This is a genomic window from Amycolatopsis acididurans (assembly GCF_012328925.1).
Classification (GTDB): Bacteria; Actinomycetota; Actinomycetes; order Mycobacteriales; family Pseudonocardiaceae; genus Amycolatopsis_E; species Amycolatopsis_E acididurans.
In genome coordinates this window covers 22,097-43,516 of the sequence record NZ_JAAXLS010000003.1, presented here as the reverse complement: position 1 = coordinate 43,516, position 21,420 = coordinate 22,097, and the positions used below count along the sequence as shown (strand labels likewise).

At 71.4% G+C, this 21,420-nt stretch carries 19 protein-coding genes; 12 read left to right on the top strand and 7 right to left on the bottom strand.

Annotation, left to right across the window (positions count from 1 at the left end; translation table 11 throughout):
- Positions 1-83 precede the first annotated feature (83 nt).
- Both HFP15_RS06775 and HFP15_RS06770 read left to right on the top strand, forming a co-directional pair.
- Positions 84-1,478, top strand: coding sequence for a sigma 54-interacting transcriptional regulator (locus HFP15_RS06775; RefSeq protein WP_168512635.1), 1,395 nt, complete (start codon positions 84-86; stop codon positions 1,476-1,478).
- A complete protein-coding gene (locus tag HFP15_RS06770; RefSeq protein ID WP_168512633.1) occupies positions 1,475-3,430 on the top strand; it encodes a vWA domain-containing protein in 1,956 nt (651 codons plus the stop codon). The genes HFP15_RS06775 and HFP15_RS06770 overlap by 4 nt, the downstream gene beginning before the upstream one ends.
- Positions 3,431-3,444: 14 nt before the next feature.
- Here HFP15_RS06770 and HFP15_RS06765 read toward each other — a convergent pair whose 3' ends face one another.
- On the bottom strand, positions 3,445-3,885 hold the full coding sequence (locus HFP15_RS06765) for a DUF4190 domain-containing protein (RefSeq protein WP_168512631.1): 441 nt from the start codon (positions 3,883-3,885) through the stop codon (positions 3,445-3,447).
- Between the two features lie 299 nt (positions 3,886-4,184).
- On the opposite strand from HFP15_RS06765, the gene HFP15_RS06760 reads away from it, so the two are divergent.
- The 3 genes from HFP15_RS06760 to HFP15_RS06750 all read left to right on the top strand — a co-directional run bounded on the left by HFP15_RS06760 (position 4,185) and on the right by HFP15_RS06750 (position 7,110).
- The gene (locus tag HFP15_RS06760) at positions 4,185-4,901 is read left to right on the top strand and encodes a GH25 family lysozyme (protein ID WP_312871494.1); all 717 of its coding nucleotides are present in this window, start codon (positions 4,185-4,187) and stop codon (positions 4,899-4,901) included.
- A gap of 57 nt (positions 4,902-4,958) precedes the next feature.
- Positions 4,959-6,197 (top strand): cysteine--1-D-myo-inosityl 2-amino-2-deoxy-alpha-D-glucopyranoside ligase, encoded by a 1,239-nt coding sequence (mshC, locus tag HFP15_RS06755; RefSeq protein ID WP_168512629.1) that lies wholly within the window; start codon positions 4,959-4,961, stop codon positions 6,195-6,197.
- Between the two features lie 88 nt (positions 6,198-6,285).
- Entirely contained in the window at positions 6,286-7,110 is an 825-nt protein-coding gene (locus tag HFP15_RS06750; protein ID WP_168512627.1) for a metallophosphoesterase family protein, read from the top strand.
- Here the strand turns inward: HFP15_RS06750 and HFP15_RS06745 are convergent.
- Together HFP15_RS06745 and HFP15_RS06740 are read right to left on the bottom strand one after the other, a co-directional pair.
- A complete protein-coding gene (locus tag HFP15_RS06745; protein ID WP_312871493.1) occupies positions 7,093-8,214 on the bottom strand; it encodes an MFS transporter in 1,122 nt (373 codons plus the stop codon). The genes HFP15_RS06750 and HFP15_RS06745 overlap by 18 nt on opposite strands.
- A gap of 28 nt (positions 8,215-8,242) precedes the next feature.
- The gene (locus HFP15_RS06740) at positions 8,243-9,145 is read right to left on the bottom strand and encodes a PAC2 family protein (RefSeq protein WP_168512625.1); all 903 of its coding nucleotides are present in this window, start codon (positions 9,143-9,145) and stop codon (positions 8,243-8,245) included.
- A gap of 51 nt (positions 9,146-9,196) precedes the next feature.
- On the opposite strand from HFP15_RS06740, the gene metH reads away from it, so the two are divergent.
- Complete coding sequence (gene metH / locus HFP15_RS06735; RefSeq protein ID WP_168512623.1) at positions 9,197-12,733, top strand: methionine synthase; 3,537 nt, start codon at positions 9,197-9,199, stop codon at positions 12,731-12,733.
- 13 nt (positions 12,734-12,746) lie between these two features.
- Positions 12,747-13,433 carry an HAD family hydrolase gene (locus HFP15_RS06730; protein ID WP_281355509.1) on the top strand — a complete coding sequence of 229 codons (687 nt, stop codon included), beginning with the start codon at positions 12,747-12,749 and terminating at the stop codon, positions 13,431-13,433.
- Between the two features lie 16 nt (positions 13,434-13,449).
- On the opposite strand, the gene HFP15_RS06725 is transcribed toward HFP15_RS06730, so the two are convergent.
- Positions 13,450-14,295, bottom strand: coding sequence for a class I SAM-dependent DNA methyltransferase (locus HFP15_RS06725; RefSeq protein ID WP_246271482.1), 846 nt, complete (start codon positions 14,293-14,295; stop codon positions 13,450-13,452).
- 129 nt (positions 14,296-14,424) lie between these two features.
- Here HFP15_RS06725 and HFP15_RS06720 point away from each other — a divergent pair, with 129 nt between their 5' ends.
- Genes HFP15_RS06720 through HFP15_RS06710 form a run of 3 tightly spaced genes read left to right on the top strand, consistent with a single transcriptional unit; the run spans position 14,425 to position 16,501 of the window.
- The gene (locus HFP15_RS06720; RefSeq protein WP_168512621.1) at positions 14,425-14,688 is read left to right on the top strand and encodes a phosphoribosyl-ATP diphosphatase; all 264 of its coding nucleotides are present in this window, start codon (positions 14,425-14,427) and stop codon (positions 14,686-14,688) included.
- 18 nt (positions 14,689-14,706) lie between these two features.
- The gene (hisG, locus tag HFP15_RS06715; protein WP_168512619.1) at positions 14,707-15,549 is read left to right on the top strand and encodes an ATP phosphoribosyltransferase; all 843 of its coding nucleotides are present in this window, start codon (positions 14,707-14,709) and stop codon (positions 15,547-15,549) included.
- A gap of 16 nt (positions 15,550-15,565) precedes the next feature.
- Complete coding sequence (locus HFP15_RS06710; RefSeq protein WP_168512617.1) at positions 15,566-16,501, top strand: AEC family transporter; 936 nt, start codon at positions 15,566-15,568, stop codon at positions 16,499-16,501.
- Here HFP15_RS06710 and HFP15_RS06705 read toward each other — a convergent pair.
- From HFP15_RS06705 to HFP15_RS06695, 3 genes are all read right to left on the bottom strand, one after another.
- Positions 16,498-17,427, bottom strand: coding sequence for a ParA family protein (locus tag HFP15_RS06705; RefSeq protein ID WP_168512615.1), 930 nt, complete (start codon positions 17,425-17,427; stop codon positions 16,498-16,500). The two genes, HFP15_RS06710 and HFP15_RS06705, sit on opposite strands and share 4 nt — an antisense overlap.
- 70 nt (positions 17,428-17,497) lie before the next feature.
- On the bottom strand, positions 17,498-18,319 hold the full coding sequence (locus tag HFP15_RS06700) for a thioesterase family protein (protein ID WP_168513189.1): 822 nt from the start codon (positions 18,317-18,319) through the stop codon (positions 17,498-17,500).
- Between the two features lie 29 nt (positions 18,320-18,348).
- Positions 18,349-19,236, bottom strand: a complete 888-nt coding sequence (locus HFP15_RS06695) for a RecB family exonuclease (RefSeq protein WP_168512613.1) — start codon at positions 19,234-19,236, stop codon at positions 18,349-18,351.
- 115 nt (positions 19,237-19,351) lie between these two features.
- On the opposite strand from HFP15_RS06695, the gene HFP15_RS06690 reads away from it, so the two are divergent.
- Positions 19,352-20,509, top strand: coding sequence for a site-2 protease family protein (locus HFP15_RS06690; protein ID WP_168512611.1), 1,158 nt, complete (start codon positions 19,352-19,354; stop codon positions 20,507-20,509).
- 63 nt (positions 20,510-20,572) lie between these two features.
- Entirely contained in the window at positions 20,573-21,397 is an 825-nt protein-coding gene (locus HFP15_RS06685; RefSeq protein ID WP_168512609.1) for a tRNA (adenine-N1)-methyltransferase, read from the top strand.
- Positions 21,398-21,420 lie beyond the last annotated feature (23 nt).

The following is a 21,420-nucleotide window of genomic DNA, read 5'->3' as shown; positions in this document are numbered from 1 at the left end:
GGCAGCCGTGAACGGTGTCCGGCGGCGTGGCTGGAGCTGCTCCACGTGGACGCCATGGTCGATCCGGGGTTAGCGTCGGAGAGGTGAACCCACCCGAGAACCTGCCCCGCACCGCGGGGGAGCTGCGCGCGGCAGGGTACCGGCCGCGCGGTATCAAGACCGAGATCCACGACAACCTGCTCGCCGCGCTTCGCGAGGGCCGGAACCCGTGGCCCGGCATCGTCGGGTTCTCGCGGACCGTGCTGCCCCAGTTCGAACGGGCCCTGCTGGCGGGCCACGACGTGGTGCTGCTCGGCGAACGTGGCCAGGGCAAGACCCGCCTGCTGCGCACGATCGCCGGGCTGCTCGACGAGTGGACGCCGGTCATCGAGGGCGCCGAGCTGGCCGAGCACCCGCTGGACCCGATCACCCCGGCCTCGATCCGCCGGGCCGCCGAACTGGGCGACGAGCTGCCCGTGACGTGGCTGCACCGCGACGAGCGCTACACCGAGAAGCTGGCCACCCCGGACACCAGCGTCGGTGACCTGATCGGCGACGTCGACCCGGTCAAGGTCGCGGAGGGGCGCAGCCTCGGCGACCCCGAAACCATCCACTTCGGACTGGTGCCCCGGGCTCACCGGGGCATCGTCGCGATCAACGAGCTGCCCGACCTGGCCGAACGCATTCAGGTCGCGCTGCTGAACGTGATGGAGGAGCGCGACATCCAGGTGCGCGGCTACACGCTGCGGCTGCCGCTGGACGTGCTCATGGTGGCCACCGCCAACCCCGAGGACTACACCAACCGCGGCCGCATCATCACCCCGCTCAAGGACCGCTTCGGCGCCGAGATCCGCACCCACTACCCGCTGGACGTGGCCGCCGAGGTCGACGTCGTGCGCCAGGAGGCGAACCTGGTCGCGGAGGTCGGTGAGCCGCTGCTGGAGGTGCTGGCCCGGTTCGTGCGCAACCTGCGCGAGTCCACCGTGATCGACCAGCGTTCCGGCGTTTCGGCCCGGTTCGCGGTCGCCGCCGCCGAGACCGTCGCCGCGGCGGCGCTGCGGCGTTCGGCGCTGACCGGGGAACAGCCCGCCGTGGCGCGCCCGGTCGATCTCGACGCGGTACCGGCCGTCCTGCGCGGCAAGGTCGAGTTCGAGCCCGGTGAGGAGGGCCGCGAGAACGAGCACCTCGTGCACCTGCTGCGGCGCGCGGTCGCCGAGACCGCACGGGACCGCTTCGGCGGGCTGAACCTGCGGCCGCTGGTCGAGGCCGTCGCCGACGGGCATCTCGTCGCGACCGGCGAGAAGGTGCCCGGCGCGGACCTGCTGGCGGCGCTGCCCGAACTGCCGGTGCTGCACGAGGTCGCCGCGCGGGCCGGCGTGTCCGCGGACGATCCGCCGGGCCGGATCGCCGCCGCGGTCGAACTGGCACTGGAGTCGCTCTACCTGGCGCGCCAGCTCGCGAAGGACTCCGACGACGCGACCACGGTGTACGGGCCGTGAGCGTGCCCGAGGGCTACTCGTACGGGCCCTACCACGAGGGGCCGGACCCGCTCGCCCCGCCGATCGACCTGCGGGACGCGCTGGACGAGATCGGGCAGGACGTCATGGGTGGGTCCTCGCCCCGCTCGGCGCTGGAGGAGATGCTGCGGCGCGGCACCCGGAACACGGCGGGACTGGACGAGCTGACCCGCCGCGTGTGGCAGCGCCGCTCGGAGATCCAGCGCCGCAACAACCTCGACGGCACGCTGCAAGAGGTGCAGCGGCTGCTGAACGAGGCGCTGGACGCCGAGCGGCGCGCGCTGTTCCCGGACCCCTCCGACGACGCGCGGCTGGCCGAGGCCGAGCTGGACGCCCTGCCGCCGGGCACCGCCGCTGCGGTGCGCGAGCTGACCGACTACCAGTGGCGCTCCGAGCAAGGGCGGCAGAACTACGAGCAGATCCGCGATCTGCTCGGCCGCGAGATGCTCGAATCGCGGTTCGAAGGCATGAAGCAGGCCCTGCAGGGCACCACGCTCGAGGACGTCGAGCGGGTCAACCAGATGCTCTCCGACCTCAACGCGCTGCTCGACGCGCACGCGCGTGGCCTGGACGACGTCGACGAGCGGTTCGCCGAGTTCATGCGGCGGCACGGGGAGTTCTTCCTGGAGAACCCGCAGAACGTGGACGAGCTGATCGACGCGCTGGCCGCCCGTGCCGCCGCGGCGCAGCGCATGATGAACTCGATGAGCGAGGAACAGCGCAACGAGCTGATGAGCCTCGCGCAGCAGGCGTTCGGCGATCCCCGCCTCGCCCAGCAACTGTCCAATTTGGATGCTCAGTTGCGGTCGCTGCGGCCGGGGGAGGACTGGACGTCCTCGGCGCGGTTCCGCGGCCAGGACCCGCTCGGGCTCGGCGAGGGTGCGCAGGCGATGCAGGATCTGGCCGAACTCGACGCGCTCGCCGAGCAGCTGGCGCAGTCCTATCCGGGCGCGCGCCTGGAGGACATCGACGTCGAGGCACTGGAACGGCAGCTCGGCAAGGATTCCGGCGTGGATGCCCGGCGGCTGGCCGAACTGGAGCGGGAACTGCGCCGGCAGGGTCTGTTCGAACGCGCGCCGGACGGGTCACTCCGGTTGTCTCCCAAGGCATTGCGGCGGCTCGGGCAGACCGCGCTCGCCGACGTGGTGCACGCGCTGCGCGGCAAGACCGGGCAGCGGGAGCAGGAGTCGGCCGGAGCGGCGGGCGAGCCGACCGGTGCCAGCAGGCCGTGGCGGTTCGGTGACATGCAGCCGTGGGACACCTCGCGCACGGTCCGCAACGCGGTGCTGCGCACGGCTTCCGTCGGCGGTGGCCGGGTCGCGCTCGACGTGTCCGATGTGGAGGTCGTGGAGACCGAGCACCGTTCCCGCGCCGCGGTCGCGCTGCTGGTGGACACGTCGTGGTCGATGGTGGCCGAAGGCCGCTGGCTGCCGATGAAGCGCACCGCGCTCGCGTTGCACCAGCTGATCACCACGCGGTTCCGCAACGACGCGCTGCAGCTGATCACGTTCGGCCGCTACGCGCAGACCGTCGAGCTGGAGGAGCTGGTCGGCCTGGACGGCGTGTGGGAGCAGGGCACCAACGCCCACCACGCGCTGCTGCTGGCGGGCAGGCACCTGCGCAGGCATCCCGACGCGCAGCCGGTCGTGCTGATGGTCACAGACGGGGAGCCGACGGCGCATCTGGAAGCCGACGGGGAGGCCTGGTTCGACTACCCGCCCGCGCCGGAGACGCTGTACAAGACGGTGTCCGAAGTGGACAGGCTGGCCAAGCTGGGCGCGTCGGTCACGGTGTTCCGGCTGGGCGACGATCCACGGCTGGAGGCGTTCGTGGACCTGCTCGCCCGTCGGTCGGGCGGCCGGGTGGTGGCCCCGGATCTGGACGGTCTCGGTGCCGCGGTGGTGGGTGATTACCTGCGCACGCGCCGCCGTTGACCGGGTTTACCCGGTCAACGGTGCGTGCCGTGCGCGAGCAGGCCGATCACGAGCAGTGCGAGCACGAGAGCGGCCGTCCCCACACCGATCCAGCCGAGCACGATCCCGGCGATGGCCATGCCGCCGCCGCTTTCGTTGCGCTCCTTGATCTGCTTCCGGGCGACGTAGCCGAAGATCAGGGCGAGGATGCTGCCGAGCCAGTAGATCCACAGGATGCCCAGCACCAGGGACGCGATGGCGAAGCCGTTGGTGGCCCGGGGCATGTAGTACGGCGGGTAGCCCGGCGGAGGCGGGTACATCTGCGGTTGCGGCGGCATCTGGCCGTAGCCGTAGGGCTGGGCCGGGGGAGCGGGGTAGCTGCCCTGCTGCGGCGGCTCCGGTGGCGCGAACGGGTCGCCGGAGCCCGGCGGCACCGGATCGTGCGGCGTCGGCTGCGGATCGGACGGCGTGGACATGGGCCTCCCCGGTAGTGCTTGCGAGCACAGGATGCCAGATGCGGTGGCGAGTCCTTGCGGTGCTGGCACGGCACGATCGGGTTGTACCGTCGAGGCCTGAGCACGACCGCATCCGGCCTCGCCGGCGCAGTCACGTTCCGGTGGCCGGGCATGGTGCCGGCGATCTCGTTCCTCGAGGCCCCGCTGGGTGTGACCGCGCTGTTCCGAGGGCGCGCACGTTCAACTTTTGATCACCCGACCGGTCGGTTCTCGCGCCGCCGGCAGGCCGGACGAGCGCAGTTGATCTAGCGTCTGCGTCCGTGCTGACCCGCATTCTCAAGCGCGCCGCTGCCGCCGCGGCGCTGGCCTGTGCCGCGACACTGCTGCCCGCGACGACGGCACACGCCGACCCGGCGCCACTGGCAGGCTTCGACATCAGTTCCTGGCAGGGCATGCCGGACTTCGCCGCGGCGAAGGCGGCCGGTGCGACGTTTGCGTTCGTCAAGGACACCGCGGGCGTGGGCTATCAGAACCCCAACTTCCTCGCGCAGTTCCGCGGCGCCAAGGCCGCGGGCCTGCTGCGCGGTGCCTACCACTACGCGCGGCCGGACAAGTCGACCGGCGCGCAGCAGGCCGCGTACTTCCACGACCACGACGGCAAGTGGTTCTCCGACGGTATGACGCTGCCGCCGACCCTGGACATGGAGGACACCGACAACGTCCCGCCCTGTTACGGCCTCGCGCCCGCGGACATGGTGGCCTGGATCAAGGACTTCAGCGCCGAGATGGCCCGGCGCAGCGGGCACACGCCGATCATCTACACCTCGACGAGGTGGTGGCGGGCGTGTACCGGCGACAGCCCCGCGTTCTCCCGTGACCACGTGCTGTGGCTCGCGCGCTACAACACGACCATGGGGGAGCTTCCCGGTGGCTGGCCCGCGGGATTCTGGCAGTCGGGCGTCACCGGTCCGCTGCCGGGCAACCAGGACTCCTTCTTCGGCGGAATCGCCCGGTTGCGCGCGCTGACCGCGGGCTGACCTGGATCGTCCCACCGGTCGGACGAGGTGGTGGAACCGGCACTTAGGGTGGAGGGTATGCAGACTTGGTCATCGGTCACCCTGCCCCGCGTGCCGGGAACGCCGCGCCCCCTGCGGCTGTACGACACGGCCGCCGGGCAGATCCGCCCCACCGCGCCCGGCGAGACGGCACGCATGTACGTCTGCGGCATCACGCCCTACGACGCGACGCACCTCGGGCACGCCGCGACCTACCTCGCGTTCGACCTGGTGAACCGGGTGTGGCGGGACAACGGGCGCGACGTGCACTACGTGCAGAACGTGACCGATATCGATGAGCCGCTGCTGGAGCGCGCCGAGCGCGACCAGGACGACTGGATCGTGCTCGGGCTGCGCGAGACGGCGTTGTTCCGTGAGGACATGGAGGCGCTGCGGGTGCTGCCCCCGCGCCAGTTCGTCGGCGCGGTGGAAAGCATCCCGGAGATCATCGAGGTGATCGGGAAGCTGCTGGCCGACGGCTCGGCCTACCGCGCCGAGGACGCCGAGTACCCCGACGTCTACTTCGATCACAACGCCACCGGCCGCTTCGGCTACGAGTCCCGCTACGACGCCCGGACGATGGCCAAGTTCTTCGCCGAGCGCGGCGGCGATCCGGACCGTCCCGGCAAGCGCGATCCGCTCGACGCGCTGCTGTGGCGCTGCGCGCGGCCCGGCGAGCCGTCATGGGAGTCCGAACTCGGGGCGGGCCGCCCCGGCTGGCACATCGAGTGCAGTGCGATCGCGGTCAACCGGCTCGGGATGGGCTTCGACGTGCAGGGCGGCGGGTCGGACCTGATCTTCCCGCACCACGAGTACAGCGCCGCGCACGCCGAGGCGCTCCTGGGTGAGCACCCGTTCGCCCGGCACTACGTGCATGCCGGGATGATCGGCCTTGACGGCGAGAAGATGTCGAAGTCGCGGGGAAACCTGGTGTTCGTCTCACGTCTGCGGGCCGACGGCGTGGACGCCGGCGCGATCCGGCTCGCGTTGTTCGCCGGGCACTACCGCGAGGACCGCACGTGGACCGCGGACCTGCTCGCCGACGCCGAGGCGCGGCTGGAGCGCTGGCGCTCGGCCGTCACGCTCGACGCCGCCCCGCCGGCGGCCGAGGTGATCGCGCGGCTGCGCGACCACCTGGCCGACGATCTGAACACGCCGAAGGCACTGGCCGCCGTCGACGGGTGGGTGGCCGAGGCCCTGCGTGGCGCCGGCACGGACTCCGCCGCCCCGGCGGAGGCGCGGACCGCGGTGGACGCCCTGCTCGGCATCGAGCTGTAGCGCGACGTCGCGAGCGCGAGTGTGCGCTGTCCGCAGCGGCCTTGACGTGCAGGCCGGGCCGCACCTGGCGTCGGGCTACGGTTGAGGCGTGCCGACCCTCTACGCGACGAGCGACCTGCACGTGACACACAAGGGCAACGGCCCGCTGCTGGACGAGGTGGTGCCCCGCTCACCCGACGACTGGCTGCTCGTGGCCGGAGACGTGGCCGAGCGCGTCGGGGCGATCGCCGACTCCCTGGCCACGCTGCGGGAGCGGTTCGCGAAGGTGGTGTGGGTGCCGGGCAACCACGAACTGTGGACCACCACCCGCGACGAGGTACAGCTGCGCGGCGAGGCCCGCTACCGGCATCTGGTCGACCGGTGCCGCGAACTGGACGTGCTCACCCCCGAGGACGAGTATCCGGTGTGGGAGCACGGGCCGAAACCGCTCACGATCGCGCCGATGTTCCTGCTCTACGACTACAGCTGGCGCACCCCGCAGGCCGAGGACGTCTCCCTGGAAGAGGCGCTCGACCAGGCCCGCGAGGCCGCCGTCGTGTGCACCGACGAGTTCTACCTGCACCCCGACCCGCACCCGAGCAGGCAGGACTGGTGCGCGCAGCGGCTCAAGCTGACCGAGGAGCGGCTCGCCGCGATCCCCGAGGACCACGGCACCGTCCTCATGTCGCACTGGCCGCTGCACCGGCATCCGACCGCGCCGCTGCACTGGCCGGAGTTCGCGATGTGGTGCGGCACCGAGCGCACCGCCGACTGGCATCTGCGCTACCGGGCCGAGGTCGCGGTGTTCGGGCACCTGCACATCCCGCGCACCACCTACGCCGACGGCGTCCGCTTCGAGGAGGTCTCGCTGGGCTACCCGCGCGAATGGCGCAAGCGTGCCCGCGGCCCGGTGCCGCTACGCGAGATCCTGTGAGCGGGGCCGCAGCACGGCGACCGGCGCGGTCAGCACCAGCACCGCCGCCGGGACGAGAAAGCCCAACGCGGGGTCGTGCCGGTAGAGCGAGGTGAACGCGGCGGGCGAGGCCGACATCCCGAGGAACCGCAGCGCGGTGACCACCGAGATCGCGCCACCGCGCCCGCCGGAGCCGCGCAGCACCAGCGAGTTGGTGCCCACCAGCACCAGCTGCCCGCACACGCCGCCGACCGCCCACGCGACGACCACCACCGGCAGCGGCCCGGACAGCCCGATCGTGCCGACCGCGACCGCGCCCAGCGCCAGGCCCGCGCAGACGGCCGCCTTCGCGCCGAACCGGTCCGCCAGCACCCCGACCAGCGGCGCCGTCAGGAACCCGGCGATGCCGAACCCGGTCAGCGCCAGGCCCCGCGCGGCCGGGCTGAGCGCGAACAGGTCGTCCAGCCGGAACGCGACCAGGAACGGCAGGCCCGCGAGGCACGCCCAGGCCAGGAAGATGATCAGCCCGCTCCACAGCACCGCGGGCCGCCACGCGTCCCGCAGCCTGGCCGGCTCACCTCCGGCCGCGCGCTCGTCCGGCGGCAGCGGGATGAGCGTGAGCACCGCGGCCACGGCCGCGATCCCGAGGAACGCCCACTGCCACGAGCGCTCCGCCGCCAGCCCGCCGACCAGCGGCGCCGAGGTCTGGCCGATCGACTGCATCGCGCCGTAGGTGCCCAGCGCGCGGCCGAGCCGGTGCGCCGGGGTGATCTGCGCGAGCTTGCTCAGCAGCAGCGGAGTGGTGAACGCGTTCGCCACACCCTGCAGGCCGCGGGCGGCCAGGAACAGCCAGAACCATGGCGCCAGCGCGGCCAGCAGCGCCACCAGTACGTAGCCCGCGTAGGCGGCGCGGATCGTGCGCACCTGGCCCCACCGTTCACCCAGCGTTCCGGAGAACAGCATGACCAGCGCGAACGGCAGCAGATACGCGGTGAGCGACGAGGCCGCCGTGTCCGCCGAAACGCCGTAGCTCCCGCTCAGCTCCGGCAGCATCGACGACACCACGCCGGCACCGAACGGCCCGAGCAGGCCGCCCACGTACAGCGCGGCACTTGGCGCCCGCACGTTTCGCGTCTTGATCCCGGACACGCCCTTACCGGGCGGTCGAGCCAGGACCCTCCTGGCCGGGGCGGCGCCGCCGCAGGTAGCGCTCGAACTCGGCGGCGATCTTGTCCCCGCTGGACTCGTCCACGGTCATCTCGACCTCGGCGTCGCCGCGTTCCTCCAGCGAGCGGACGTAGTCGCTGATCTCCTCGTCCTCCTCGGCCATCTCACTGACCGTGCGCTGCCACTCCTCGGCCTGCTCGGGCAGCGCGCCGAGCGGGACCTCCACGTCGAGCACGTCTTCCAGCTTGTGCAGCAGCGCGAGCGTGGCCTTGGGTGAGGGCGGGTGCGAGACGTAGTGCGGGACGGCGGCCCAGATCGAGATCGCCGGGATGCCCGCCTGCACGCAGAAGTCCTGCAGCACGCCGGTGATCCCGGTGGGGCCCTGGTAACGGCTGCGCTCGAGGCCGAAGCGGGTGGCGGCTTCGGCGTCGTAGGCGGTGCCGGTCACCGGCACGGGGCGCGTGTGCGGCGTGTCCGCCAGCAGCGCGCCGAGCGTCACGACGGTTTCGATGTCGAGCTGCTCGATGTGCTCCAGTATCTCGGCGCAGAACGCGCGCCACCGCATGTTCGGCTCCGGGCCCTGCACCAGCACCACGTCCCGGTCGTAACCGGGCGGGCGGCACACGGACAGACGCGTGGTCGGCCACTCGACACGCCGGGTGACCCCGTCCACCATCCGCACGGTGGGGCGGCTGACCTGGAAGTCGTAGTACTCGTCCGGGCTGACCTCGGCCAGCGGCTTGGCGTCCCAGCTCAACTGGAGGTGTTCCAGAGCCGTACTGGCCGCGTCGCCCGCGTCGTTCCAGCCCTCGAAAGCGACGACCATCACGGGCCGTGACGGTTCGGCGGGGTTCCGGGGCTTGTCGTTGGCGTCGGCTGGGTCACTCACCCGACCAGCCTACGACCCGCGGCAGCCATCCGAGACCGTAGCCTTGATGACATGCCGGATCACGTGTCGTCACCGCTGCTGGAAGCCCTCGCCGCGCGTGTGGTCGTGGCCGACGGCGCCATGGGCACCGCGTTGCAGGCGCACGATCTGTCCCTGGACGACTTCGCGGGCCTGGAGGGCTGCAACGAGATCCTCAACCTCACCCGCCCGGACGTGGTGCGCGGAATTCACCGCGGCTACCTGGAGGCCGGGGCGGACGCGGTGGAGACGAACACGTTCGGCGCGAACCTGCCGAACCTGGGCGAGTACGGCATCGCCGACCGGATCTTCGAGCTGGCCGAGGCGGGCGCCCGGCTGGCGCGGGAGACCGCCGACGAGTTCGGGCGGCGGTTCGTGCTCGGCTCGGTCGGTCCCGGCACCAAACTGCCGACGCTGGGCCACGCCCCGTACGCCGCGCTGCGCGACGCCTACGTCGAGGAGGTGCGCGGGCTGCTGGCCGGCGGCGTGGACGCGGTGATCGTGGAGACCACCCAGGACATCCTGCAGACCAAGGCCTCGATCGTCGCCGCGCACCGCGCGATGGCCGCGGAGGGGCGGCGGGTGCCGGTGATCGCGTCGATCACCGTCGAGACCACCGGAACCATGCTGCTGGGCACGGAGGTCGCCGCCGCGCTGGCCGCGCTGGAACCGCTGGGTATCGACGTCATCGGGCTCAACTGCGCCACCGGCCCGGCGGAGATGAGCGAGCATCTGCGCACCCTGTCCAAGACCGCGCGGGTGCCACTGTCGGTGATGCCCAACGCCGGCCTGCCCGAGCTGGGCCCGGACGGCGCGGTGTACCCGCTCTCGCCGGAAGGGCTCGCCGAGGCGCTGTCGGGCTTCGTGCGGGATTTCGGCGCCGGGCTGGTCGGCGGCTGCTGCGGCACCACCGGCGAGCACATCCGGCAACTCGCCGGGGCGGTGCGCGACCTGGAACGCCGCCCGCGTGAGCCGCGGCCGGAGCCCGGGGTGTCGTCGCTGTATCAGGCCGTGCCCTTCGCGCAGGACGCGTCGGTGCTGATGATCGGCGAGCGCACCAACGCCAACGGCTCGAAGAAGTTCCGCGACGCCATGCTGGAGGGCCGCTACTCCGACTGCGTGGAGATCGCGCGGGAGCAGACCCGCGACGGTGCCCACCTGCTCGACCTGTGCGTGGACTACGTCGGCCGCGACGGCACGGCGGACATGCGGGAGCTGGCCTCGCGCCTGGCGACCGCGTCCACCCTGCCGATCATGCTGGACTCCACCGAACCCGAGGTGATCCGCGCGGGACTGGAACACCTCGGCGGCCGGTGCGCGGTCAACTCGGTGAACTACGAGGACGGCGACGGCCCGGACTCCCGGTTCCAGAAGGTGATGCGCCTGGTCCGCGAGCACGGCGCGGCGGTGGTGGCGCTGTGTATCGACGAGGAGGGCCAGGCCCGCACCGCGGAGTGGAAGGTCCGGGTGGCCACCCGGCTGATCGAGGACCTCACCACGAACTGGGGGATGCGTGTCGAGGACATCATCGTCGACTGCCTGACCTTCCCGGTCTCGACCGGACAGGAGGAGACCCGGCGCGACGCACTGGAAACCATCGAAGCGATCCGCGAGCTGACCCGGCGCTACCCGGGCCTGCAGACCACGCTCGGCGTCTCGAACGTCTCCTTCGGGCTCAACGCCGCGGCACGCCAGGTGCTCAACTCGGTGTTCCTGCACGAATGTGTCGAGGCCGGGCTGAGCACGGCGATCGTGCACGCCTCGAAGATCCTGCCGATCGCCCGCATCCCCGACGAGCAGCGCGAGGCCGCGCTCGATCTGGTCTATGACCGGCGCCGCGAGGGCTACGACCCGCTGCAGCGGCTGATGGAGCTGTTCGAAGGCGTGTCCGCGGCGTCGAACCGCGCCTCCCGGGCCGAGGAACTCGCCGGGCTGCCGCTGTTCGAGCGGCTGGAACGGCGGATCGTCGACGGGGAGCGCAACGGCCTGGAGGCCGACCTCGACGCGGCCATGGAGCAGCGGCCTCCGCTGGAGATCATCAACGACACCCTGCTGTCGGGGATGAAGACGGTGGGTGAGCTGTTCGGGTCGGGGCAGATGCAGTTGCCGTTCGTCCTGCAGTCGGCCGAGGTCATGAAGGCCGCGGTGGCGCATCTGGAACCGCATATCGAAGAGCAGAGTGAAGGACGTCGCCAGCACAAGGGCCGGATCGTGCTGGCCACGGTCAAGGGCGATGTGCACGACATCGGCAAGAACCTGGTCGACATCATCCTGTCCAACAACGGCTACGAGGTGGTCAACCTCGGCATCAAGCAGCCGATCACCGCGATTCTCGAGACGGCGGAGGAACAGCGCGCGGACGCGATCGGGATGTCCGGGCTGCTGGTCAAGTCCACGGTGATCATGAAGGACAATCTGGAGGAGATGAACTCCCGCGGGGTCGCCGGCCGCTGGCCGGTCCTGCTCGGCGGCGCGGCGCTGACCCGCACCTACGTCGAGAACGACCTCGCCGGCATCTACCAGGGGCAGGTGCACTACGCGCGGGACGCGTTCGAGGGCCTGCGCCTGATGGACGACGTGATGGCCGTGCGCAGGGGAGCGGCCCCGGCCGTGGACCCGGAGGCCGAGGCGAAACGCGCCGAGCGCAAGGCCCGCCGGGAGCGGTCGCTGCGGATCGCCGAGGCCCGCAAGGCCCGGGAGGAACCCGTCGAGATACCCGCCCGCTCGGATGTGGCGACCGACGTGCCGGTGCCCGCGCCCCCGTTCTGGGGCACGCGGGTCGTGAAGGGCATCCCGGTCGCCGACTACTCCGCCTACCTCGACGAACGTGCCACGTTCCTGGGCCAGTGGGGGCTGCGCGGCGCCAAGGGCGGGCACGGCCCAAGTTACGAGGAACTGGTCGAGACCGAGGGCAGGCCGCGGCTGCGGTACTGGCTGGACCGGCTCGCCACCGAGGGCATCCTGCAGCACGCCGCGGTGGTCTACGGCTACTTCCCGTGCGCGGCCGAGGGCGATGACCTCGTCGTGCTCGACGAACCCCGTGTGGACGCGGGGGAGCGGTGCCGGTTCACCTTCCCCCGCCAGAAACGTGACCGGTTCCTGTGCCTGGCCGACTTCTTCCGGCCCCGTTCCTCGGGGGAGACCGACGTGCTGCCGCTGACCCTGGTCACCATGGGCCAGCCCATCGCGGAGTTCGCGAACGAGTTGTTCGCGTCCAACGCCTACCGCGACTACCTGGAGGTGCACGGTCTGGGCGTGCAGCTCACCGAGGCGCTGGCCGAGTACTGGCACCGCCGGGTGCGGCAGGAACTGCGGTTCGGTACCGGCGTCGCGGTCGCCGACGAGGACCCCGCCGCGATCGAGGAGTACTTCAAGCTCGGCTACCGCGGGGCCCGGTTCTCCCTCGGCTACGGCGCCTGCCCGGACCTGGAGGACCGCACCAAGATCGCCGGGCTGCTCGAACCGGAGCGGATCGGGGTGAAGCTGTCCGAGGAGTTCCAGTTGCACCCCGAACAGTCCACCGACGCGATCGTCGCCCACCACCCCGAAGCCAAGTATTTCAACACCTGAGAAGGAGGTCGCCTTGACCGAGCCGTCCGCGGATGGACTGGCCGCCGTGCTCTGGGACATGGACGGCACGCTGGTCGACTCGGAGAAGCTGTGGGACGTCGCGCTCTACGAGAGCGCCGAATGGCTCGGCGGCACGCTCACCGAGGAGCAGCGCCTCACCCTCGTGGGCTCGAACATGGACGCGACCGCCCGGTACCTGCTGGAGGTCACCGGGCACGAGCCCACCGCGGACGCCGTCGCCACGACGGGTGCCTGGATCCGCGACCGCACGGCGACCCTGTTCGCCGACGCCGTGCCGTGGCGGCCCGGTGCCCGCGAAGCGCTGGCCGCCGTGCGCTCCGCGGGCCTGCCCTCGGCGCTGGTGACCTCCACCGAACGCGCGCTGACCGAACTGGCGCTCAACACGATCGGGCGGGAGTTCTTCGACGTCACGGTGTGCGGCGACGAGGTGGACGGGCGCAACAAGCCGCATCCCGAGCCGTACCGGCGCGCGGCCCGGCTGCTGGGAGTCGAGCCGGCACGCTGCGTGGCCGTCGAGGACTCCCGGCCCGGCACCGAATCGGCCGTGGCGGCGGGCTGCCTGGTGCTCGTCGTGCCCAACGACGTCCCGGTCGCCCCCGGGCCGGGCCGGATTTTCCGCACGTCGCTCGTGGGCGTCGACGCGATCGCGCTGGCGGAAATCCACGCGGCCGGGCAATGAATTCCCGGAATTGTCGCTAGCGGACGAATTCCTCGGGAATGTCGCGGTGTTTCCGTCCGACGAGAGCAACGTAGTACAACGGTTCGCCATTGACATTCCGGCGATGCTGATAGCGCTCGGAGGTGAGCAGTTCCAGTACGTTTGCCTCGCGCAGCCTGCGGATCAGCGCGGCGAAACCGGAGGTGTCGTCTTCGGAAAGGAACCGGTCCTTGATGTTGAACGCGATCCAGCCGTTGTCGCTGATCAGGTTGAACGCGGCCCGGAACGCGGCGGGCGGGATGTCGGCGTAGCCGAGCGCGGCGACGCAGCACAGCGTGTTGAACCGCGCCGCGGTGAGTTCTGCCTTCAGTGCCGGGGAAAGCTCGGTCACGTCCGCGACGTGATAGCTGTCGTAGGTGCCCGGCCGGTCGCGCAGCGCCGCCTCCCGTGCCTCCGGGATGATGTCTACGCCGACCAGAAGATCGGGGCCCAGCCTGTGCAACTGCTCGCCCACCAGACCGTTGCCCGCGCCGAGATCGAGCACCCGCAGGCTTTGCGGCTCGAAGCCGCGCTCCTGGAGCTGCTCCTTGAGCAGCTTGCCGATGACATCCGGCGAGGAACATTGGAGAATATCGTGGAAGAGCTGCTCATACAGTCCGGGAATGCGGTAAATCCGGTCGTAATCGTGGAAGCGGATGTCCTGCCATTCTCCGCTCACGCGAACGGAGCAGTGCTCGGCGTCCTGATCGAGCCGGTCCGATGGCCTGGGGAGTCTGATCTCGATCTTCCCCGGCGTGTGGGAAGTTTCGCGAACGTTTCCGGCACGTGACTCCTGGTTGGCCATCTCACTTCTTTCCATTCTCATCAGTTCCGGGCGTGGCAATTTAAGGCAAGTGGAATTCGCTCCCGATGTCAACCTTTCCCCGCACGGGGGCGCACCGTGTGACCGGCACGCCACTGCGCACGGCCCGGATCGCTCCGCCCGGGAGGCGGATGGAAGGATCTACAGACCGTGAAGACCTTCGATGAGCTGTGGGCCGAACTGACCGAGCGCGCACGCACCCGCCCGGCCGGCTCGGGCACCGTCACCGCGCTCGACGCGGGCGTGCACGCGCAGGGCAAGAAGGTGCTCGAGGAGGCGGGCGAGGTCTGGATCGCGGCCGAGCACGAAAGCGACGAGCGGCTGGCCGAGGAGATCTCGCAGCTGCTGTACCGGGTGCAGGTGCTCATGCTGGGACGTGGTCTGACGGCCGAGGACGTCTACCGCTATCTGTGACGGATGAGGAGTAGGGGCATGCTGCGGGTTGCGGTGCCGAACAAGGGAGCGCTGGCGTTGCCGGCGTCGGAGATGCTCGGCGAGGCGGGCTACCGCCGGCGTCATGACCGTGACCTGACCGTTCTCGACCATGCCAACGAGGTCGAGTTCTTCTTCCTGCGGCCCAAGGACATCCCGATCTACGTCGGCAACGGCGAACTGGACCTCGGCATCACCGGCCGGGACCTCGCGATCGACTCCGGCGCGCAGGTGGAGGAGACCCTCGCGCTCGGCTTCGGCGCGTCCACGTTCCGCTACGCTGCGCCGGTCGGCCAGGAGTGGAAACCCGCCGACCTCGCGGGCAAGCGGGTGGCCACGTCGTTTCCGAACCTGGTCCGCGACGATCTGGCCACGCACGGCGTCACGGCCGAGGTGATCCGGCTCGACGGCGCGGTGGAGATCTCGGTGCAGCTGGGTGTCGCCGACGCCATCGCCGACGTGGTGGAGACCGGCCGGTCGCTGCGGCAGCACGGGCTGGTGGCCTTCGGTGACCCGATCTGCGTGTCCGAGGCGGTGCTCGTGCAGCGCGCCGGCGCACCGGCCTCGAAGCCGAAATCGCAGCTCACCGCCCGGCTGCAGGGCGTGGTGTTCGCGCAGCAGTACATGATGCTCGACTACGACTGCCCCCGCACGCTGCTCGACAAGGCGGTCGCGATCACGCCGGGGCTGGAGTCGCCCACGGTCGCCCCGCTGGCCGACGCGGACTGGGTGGCGGTGCGGGCGATGGTGCCGCGCAAGGAAGTCAACCGGATCATGGACGAGCTGGCGGAGGTCGGCGCCAAGGCGGTGCTGGCCTCGGACATCCGCTCCTGCCGGCTGTGACCGCGGCGGCGGCGCCGTGAGCGGTGTGCTGCCCGCCTTCGTGCCGATCTGGTCGCTGACCGGGCTCGGGTACCTGCTGAGCAGGTTCCGGCTGCTCGGGCCCGGCGCGGACCAGGTGCTCACGAAGCTGACGTTCAACGTCGCCATGCCCGCGGTGCTGTTCTCGACGCTGCTGAACACCCCGTTCTCGGCGCTGCTCAACAAGGGCGTGATCTCGTTCGCCGCGGGGACGCTTGCCGCGGCGGTGGCAGGGTTCACGATCTCGCGGTTCGTGTTCCGGCGGAAGCTGTCCGAATGGGCCGTGTCGGGGATGGCCTCGTGCTACGCCAACGCGGGCAACCTGGGGATCCCGGTCGCGGTGCAGGTGCTCGGTGATTCGACGTTCATCGTGGTGGTGCTGCTCGCGCAGACACTGTTCATGATGCCCTCGATGCTCGCGCTGCTGGAGACCGACGCCCGCGCCCCGGATACCGCCCGGTGGAAGACCCTCGCGCTGCTGCCGGTGCGGACCCCGGTGATCGCCGCCTCGATGCTGGGGGTGCTGGCGGGCACGACCGGACTGCGCCCGCCCGCACTGGTGATGCAGCCGGTGCACCTGCTCGCCGGCGCTGGCGTGGGGGTGGCGCTGCTGGCACTGGGCATGTCGCTCAACCCCAGCACGCCGATGGCGCCGGGCGGCGCCGGACGGCGGTGGGAACTGGCGTCGGTCGTGGGGCTCAAACTGTTCGCCCAGCCCGCGATCACGCTCGCCGCCGGGCTGCTGCTGGGCCTGCCGCGCCCGCTGCTGCTCGCGACCGTGGTGGCGGCGGCCCTGCCGATTGCGCAGAACGTGTTCATCGCGACCAGCCAGTACGAACTGGACTCCCGGTTCGTGCGCGACTGCGTGCTGGTCTCCACACTGGTCGCGATGGTGTCGCTGTCGCTGATCGTGTGGGTGGTCGGGCTGCTCTAACCGCGCGGCTTCTTCGGCAGCAGGTCGTAGAGCTTCTTGCGTGCGCCGTTGTCGTTGTCGTTGCGGGTCTGGGCGACCTCGGTGATGAAGTCCTCGAACACGAACTCGTCCGCGTCCGGTACGGGCGCGGGGGCCGGGTAGCGCGTGCGGTAGCCCTCCAGGATCTCGGCGATCTGCCGGAACGCCACCGCCTGCGTGGTCTCCGGCGCGTACGTGGTGACCGGGGTGCCGTGGGCGGCGGCCTCGTTCATCACGACGCCGAGCGGCACGTGCGACAGCAGCGGGTAGCCGAACTCCTGCAGCTCGGCCAGTGCCGCCTGCGCGTAGGTCGACATCGGCCGCCTGTACAGGCCCGGTACCACGCCGAAGTAGGGGATCGGCTCGCGCTGGACCGATTCCCGCACGTAGCCGAGCTGGTCGTTGAGCAGCCGCAGCGCCCGGATGCTGGTGCGGTCGGGCTGCACCGGGACCAGGATCCCATGGGTGGCCGCGAGCGCATTGTTGGTGAGCAGGTCCAGCGCGGGCGGGCAGTCGATGATCACGTGGTCGTAGTTGGCGAACTGGATCACCCGCGCCAGCTGCCAGCCCGGCACCCGGAAGTTGTCCAGCCTGCGGATCAGGTCGAACATCCCCGGCGACGTCGGGATCACGTCCAGCGTGCCGCCCGGGCCGACATTGCTGCGCGGATGCGTGACCACCAGGTCCTCGACGGGGCCCTTCCACGTCTTGGTCAGCGCCTTGGCCAGGCTGGGGGACTGCGGCGGGACCTCGGGCAGCCCGAGCATCTCCGTCGTCGCGTGGCCTTGCGGGTCGAGGTCGATCAGCAGGACCCGCAGGCCGCGCTCCGCGAGCGCGGCCGCCGAGCCCACGCTCAGCGCGGTCTTGCCGACGCCGCCCTTCTGGTTGACCACCGAGGTGATCTGCACTCAAGCGCTCCCAGGTGTTGGTCGTTCCGGGTCAGGTTAGTGGATCTCAGCGCGCACCTGGGGGACCTGGCTAGCGTGTCCGGACCATCAGTGCCTGTGCGCCGGTTCCCATCGGCCCCGCCAGGTCGCGGAGCGTACTCGTGGCCGTGCCGACCCCGTGCGGGCCGATCACCGTGGCCGCGTCGAGCCCGATCCAGTCGCTCACCGGCGGCCGGTGCACGTGCACCGTGAGCTCGCTGTTGATGAACCACCACTGGCCGGGATCGAGCGAGTTGGAGATGCCGTTGCCGGAGTCGGCGACGGTGAACAGCCGCTGCAGCGCGCTGGGCTCCTCGCCGTCGACGAGTGCCACCCGCTGCCGCGCCCACACCCCCGCGGCCCCCGGCTCGACGATGTCGCCGGAGACGGTGCGCCACTCCATCGCGGAGAGGTAGCCGCCGAACCAGCCCTCCGGCCAGCGCGACGGCGGGCACTCGTCCGGCTCGGGCCACGGCGGCGCGGCCGCGCTCGCGATCTCGTGGGTGTCGGTCGTGGTGATGCGCCACGCCGAGGCCCGCGCGACCGCGCGCGGCCCGGCGGCGAGTTCGGCGCTCAGCAACTCCACCGAGCGCCCCGGCCGCTCGACGCGTGAGCGCACGGTCAGCTCCGTCAGCGGCGCGGGCCCGAGGATCTCGATCGTGACCCTGGCCAGCACGTTCGGCCACGACGACGGCAGTGCCTCCAGCGCGCGGACCAGCAGCGCCGAGGGCGGGCCGAAATGCTGCGCCTCCGGCGACCACGGGCCCGAGGTGTGCTCGGTCGGCTGGAACCTGTCCTCACCCAGCGGCAGGTAGAACGCGGGCGGGAGCTCCCGCACCCCACCGGTTCTGCTGCGCGGAGATTCCCGCGTCATCTCCGCTGCGTGCGCGGTCTCGGCCATGGTCAGTCCGCCCTGTCCAACGGGGTCTCCTCGCCCGGGTCCGGTTCGGGCCAGCCGGGATAGTCCGGCGGTGTGCCGCCGAAGGACGGGCACAGCGACTGATGCGCGCACCAGTCGCACAGGCGGCTCGGGCTGGGCCGGAAGTCGCCGGTCCTGCCCGCCTTCAGGATGGCCTGCCAGATCGCTTCCAGCGTGCGTTCGAAGCGGCGCAGCTCGGGCTCGTCGGGCGTGTAGGCCAGCGACTGCCCGTCGGTCAGGTACATGAGCTTGAGCTGGCGGGGCACGATGCCGCGCAGCCGCCACAGCACCACCGCGTAGAACTTCATCTGGAACATGGCCTTGGCCTCGCCGATCTCCCTCGGCGCGGTGCCGGTCTTGTAGTCCACCACCCGAATCTCGCCGGTCGGCGCGACGTCGAGCCGGTCGACGTAGCCGCGCAGCCGCACCCCGGAGTCCAGCTCGATCTCGACGTGCAGCTCGCACGCCTCCGGATCGAGCCGGCGCGGGTCCTCCAGCGCGAAGTAGCTGTCCAGCAGCTTTTCCGCGCTGGACAGCCACTCCGCCACCTGGGCGTCGTCCTCGCCGGCGAACAGCTCGGCCCATTCCGGGCGTTCGCCGGTCAGCTCGGACCAGGCCGGTGCCAGCAGCTCCCTGGCGCGGCCGGGCAGGCGGTCGTGCTGGGGCAGCGCGAACAGCCGCTCCAGCACCGAGTGCACGAGCGTGCCCCGCAGCTGGGCCTTCGTGGGGACTTCGGGTAAGCGGTCCACCGCGCGGAAGCGGTAGAGCAGCGGGCACTGCTTGAAGTCACTCGCCCTCGACGGCGACAACGCCGGGCGCCGCGCCGCCGTGCGGGAGCCGGGCTGCGCCTCTTCCGTCGCGATCTGTGCCATGCCCCGCACTCTAAGGGAGCACTCCGACACTTCCGGGAACGCCACACGCCGTCATCGCCACCTGTACGGGTTGCCATGACGGAAGTCCTACATGGGTCGTTCTACGCTTTGGGGCATGTCCGCGACCAGCCATCACCCGCAGCAGAGCAGCCCACGGCGCGTGCTCACCACCGCCGACGGCGGGCTGCTGCTGTTCCGGGTGCGCGAGGTGCCGGTGCTGCTGGCGCCGTCGTGGTGGATCGGCTCGCTGGTCGTGATCGTGCTGTACGCGCCGATGGTGGACCGCCTGCTGCCGGGCGCGGGCCCGGCCACGTCCTGGACACTGGCGGCGGCGTTCGCCGTCCTGCTCGGCCTGTCCGTGCTGGCCCACGAACTCGGGCACACCGTCGTGGCGCTGCGGCTGGGCATCCCGGTGCGCAGGCTGCGGCTGTTCCTGCTCGGCGGTCTGTCCGAAGTGTCCAGAACTCCCAAGCAGCCGAGGCAGGAAGGCCTCGTCGCCGCGGCGGGACCGATCGTGTCGGTGCTGCTCGCGGCGTTCTGCGGGGTGCTGCTGCTCGCCGTGCCGGGCGATTCGGCCGCGTGGCTGCTCGTCGCCGAATGCGCGGTCGCGAACCTCGCGGTGGGCGTGTTCAACCTGCTGCCGGGCCTGCCGCTGGATGGCGGGCGGCTGCTGCGCGCGGGGGTGTGGGCGCTGACCGGCACCCGGGCGCGCGGCACGAAGGCCGCCGTGTTCGGTGGTGGTCTCGTCGCGGTCGCGCTGTTGCTGTGGGCGCTGATCGGCATGATCGACGGCAGCGCCGACCGCTGGCTGCGGCTCGGGGTCTGCCTGGTGACCGCCTGGTTCGTGGTGATGGGCGCCGGTGGCGAGCTGGCCGCCGAGAGCAACAGGACGTGGCCCGACGGGCTGTCGGTGACCGACCTCGTCCGCCCGGTGCTGCAACTGCCCGCGGAGAGCCCGGTGTCGGACGCGCTGGCCGCGTCCGCGGGCCGTGGCGTGGTGCTGGTGCGTGCCGACGGGGTCGCCGCGGGGCTGCTCGACGAGACCGACGCCGAGCGGCTGGCGGCGGAGTCGCCGCACGCTCCGGCGGAACTGGCCGCGGAACCGATCCGCGCCGACACCGTGTTGCTGGCCTCGGAACCGGGCGAGGACATCGCCGAACGGGTGCGCGAGACCGCGGCGTGGCAGTTCCTGGTCGTCGACGACGAGGGCAGGCCCGCGGGCGTGCTGCGGCGCGAGGATCTGCGCGCCGCGCTCAACCGGCGTCCCCGCTGAGTCCGCGCCGGGGCTGATCTGCGAGTATCGATCGCCGCGTAGGGCGACGATCGTGGAGGTTCAGTGCGGGTGAGCGGGCCGTTCCGCCCAGGGGACAGGGTGCGGTTGACCGATCCGAAGGGGCGGCACTACACGCTGGTGCTGGCCGAGGGGGAGGAGTACCACACGCACCGCGGCGCGCTGCGCCACGACGACCTCATCGGCGTTCCCGAGGGGTCGGTGATCACCTCCGCCGGCGGCACGTCGTATCTGGCGATGCGGCCGCTGCTGGCGGACTACGTGCTGTCGATGCCGCGCGGCGCACAGGTCATCTACCCCAAGGACGCGGCGCAGATCGTGATGTGGGGCGACATCTTCCCCGGCGCGCGGGTGCTCGAGGCCGGTGCCGGATCGGGCGCGCTGACCTGCTCGCTGCTGCGCGCGGTCGGGCCGCAGGGCAGCGTGACCTCCTACGAGGTGCGCGAGGACCATGCCGAGCACGCGGTGCGCAACGTCGAGCGGTTCTTCGAGGAGCGCCCCGCCAACTGGACCCTCAACGTCGCGAACCTGGCCACGCACACCGGTGAGGTGGACCGCGTCGTGCTGGACATGCTCGCGCCGTGGGAGGTGCTGCCCACCGTCCACGAGAACCTGGTGCCCGGCGGGGTGCTCGTGATCTACGTGGCGACGGTGACCCAGCTGTCCACCGTCACCGAGGCGCTGCGCGAGCAGAAGTGCTGGACCGAACCCGAGTCGTGGGAGACGCTGATGCGCCCGTGGCACGTCGTCGGCCTGGCGGTGCGGCCGGAACACCGGATGGTCGCGCACACGGCGTTCCTGCTGACCACGCGCAGGCTGGCCGACGGCGTCACGCCGCCGCGCCAGCAGCGCAGGCCGAGCCGGGGCTGAGCGCCCGGCCTGGCCGGCCGGTC

Excerpts from the sequence above, each read along its gene's own strand:
- HFP15_RS06765 (WP_168512631.1), bottom strand. The coding sequence starts at position 3,885 with ATGTCCACGCCGTCCGATCCGCAGCCGACGCCGCACGATCCGGTGCCG.
- mshC (WP_168512629.1), top strand. The coding sequence starts at position 4,959 with ATGCAGACTTGGTCATCGGTCACCCTGCCCCGCGTGCCGGGAACGCCG.
- metH (WP_168512623.1), top strand. The coding sequence starts at position 9,197 with ATGCCGGATCACGTGTCGTCACCGCTGCTGGAAGCCCTCGCCGCGCGT.
- hisG (WP_168512619.1), top strand. The coding sequence starts at position 14,707 with ATGCTGCGGGTTGCGGTGCCGAACAAGGGAGCGCTGGCGTTGCCGGCG.
- HFP15_RS06700 (WP_168513189.1), bottom strand. The coding sequence starts at position 18,319 with ATGACGCGGGAATCTCCGCGCAGCAGAACCGGTGGGGTGCGGGAGCTC.
- HFP15_RS06695 (WP_168512613.1), bottom strand. The coding sequence starts at position 19,236 with ATGGCACAGATCGCGACGGAAGAGGCGCAGCCCGGCTCCCGCACGGCG.
- HFP15_RS06690 (WP_168512611.1), top strand. The coding sequence starts at position 19,352 with ATGTCCGCGACCAGCCATCACCCGCAGCAGAGCAGCCCACGGCGCGTG.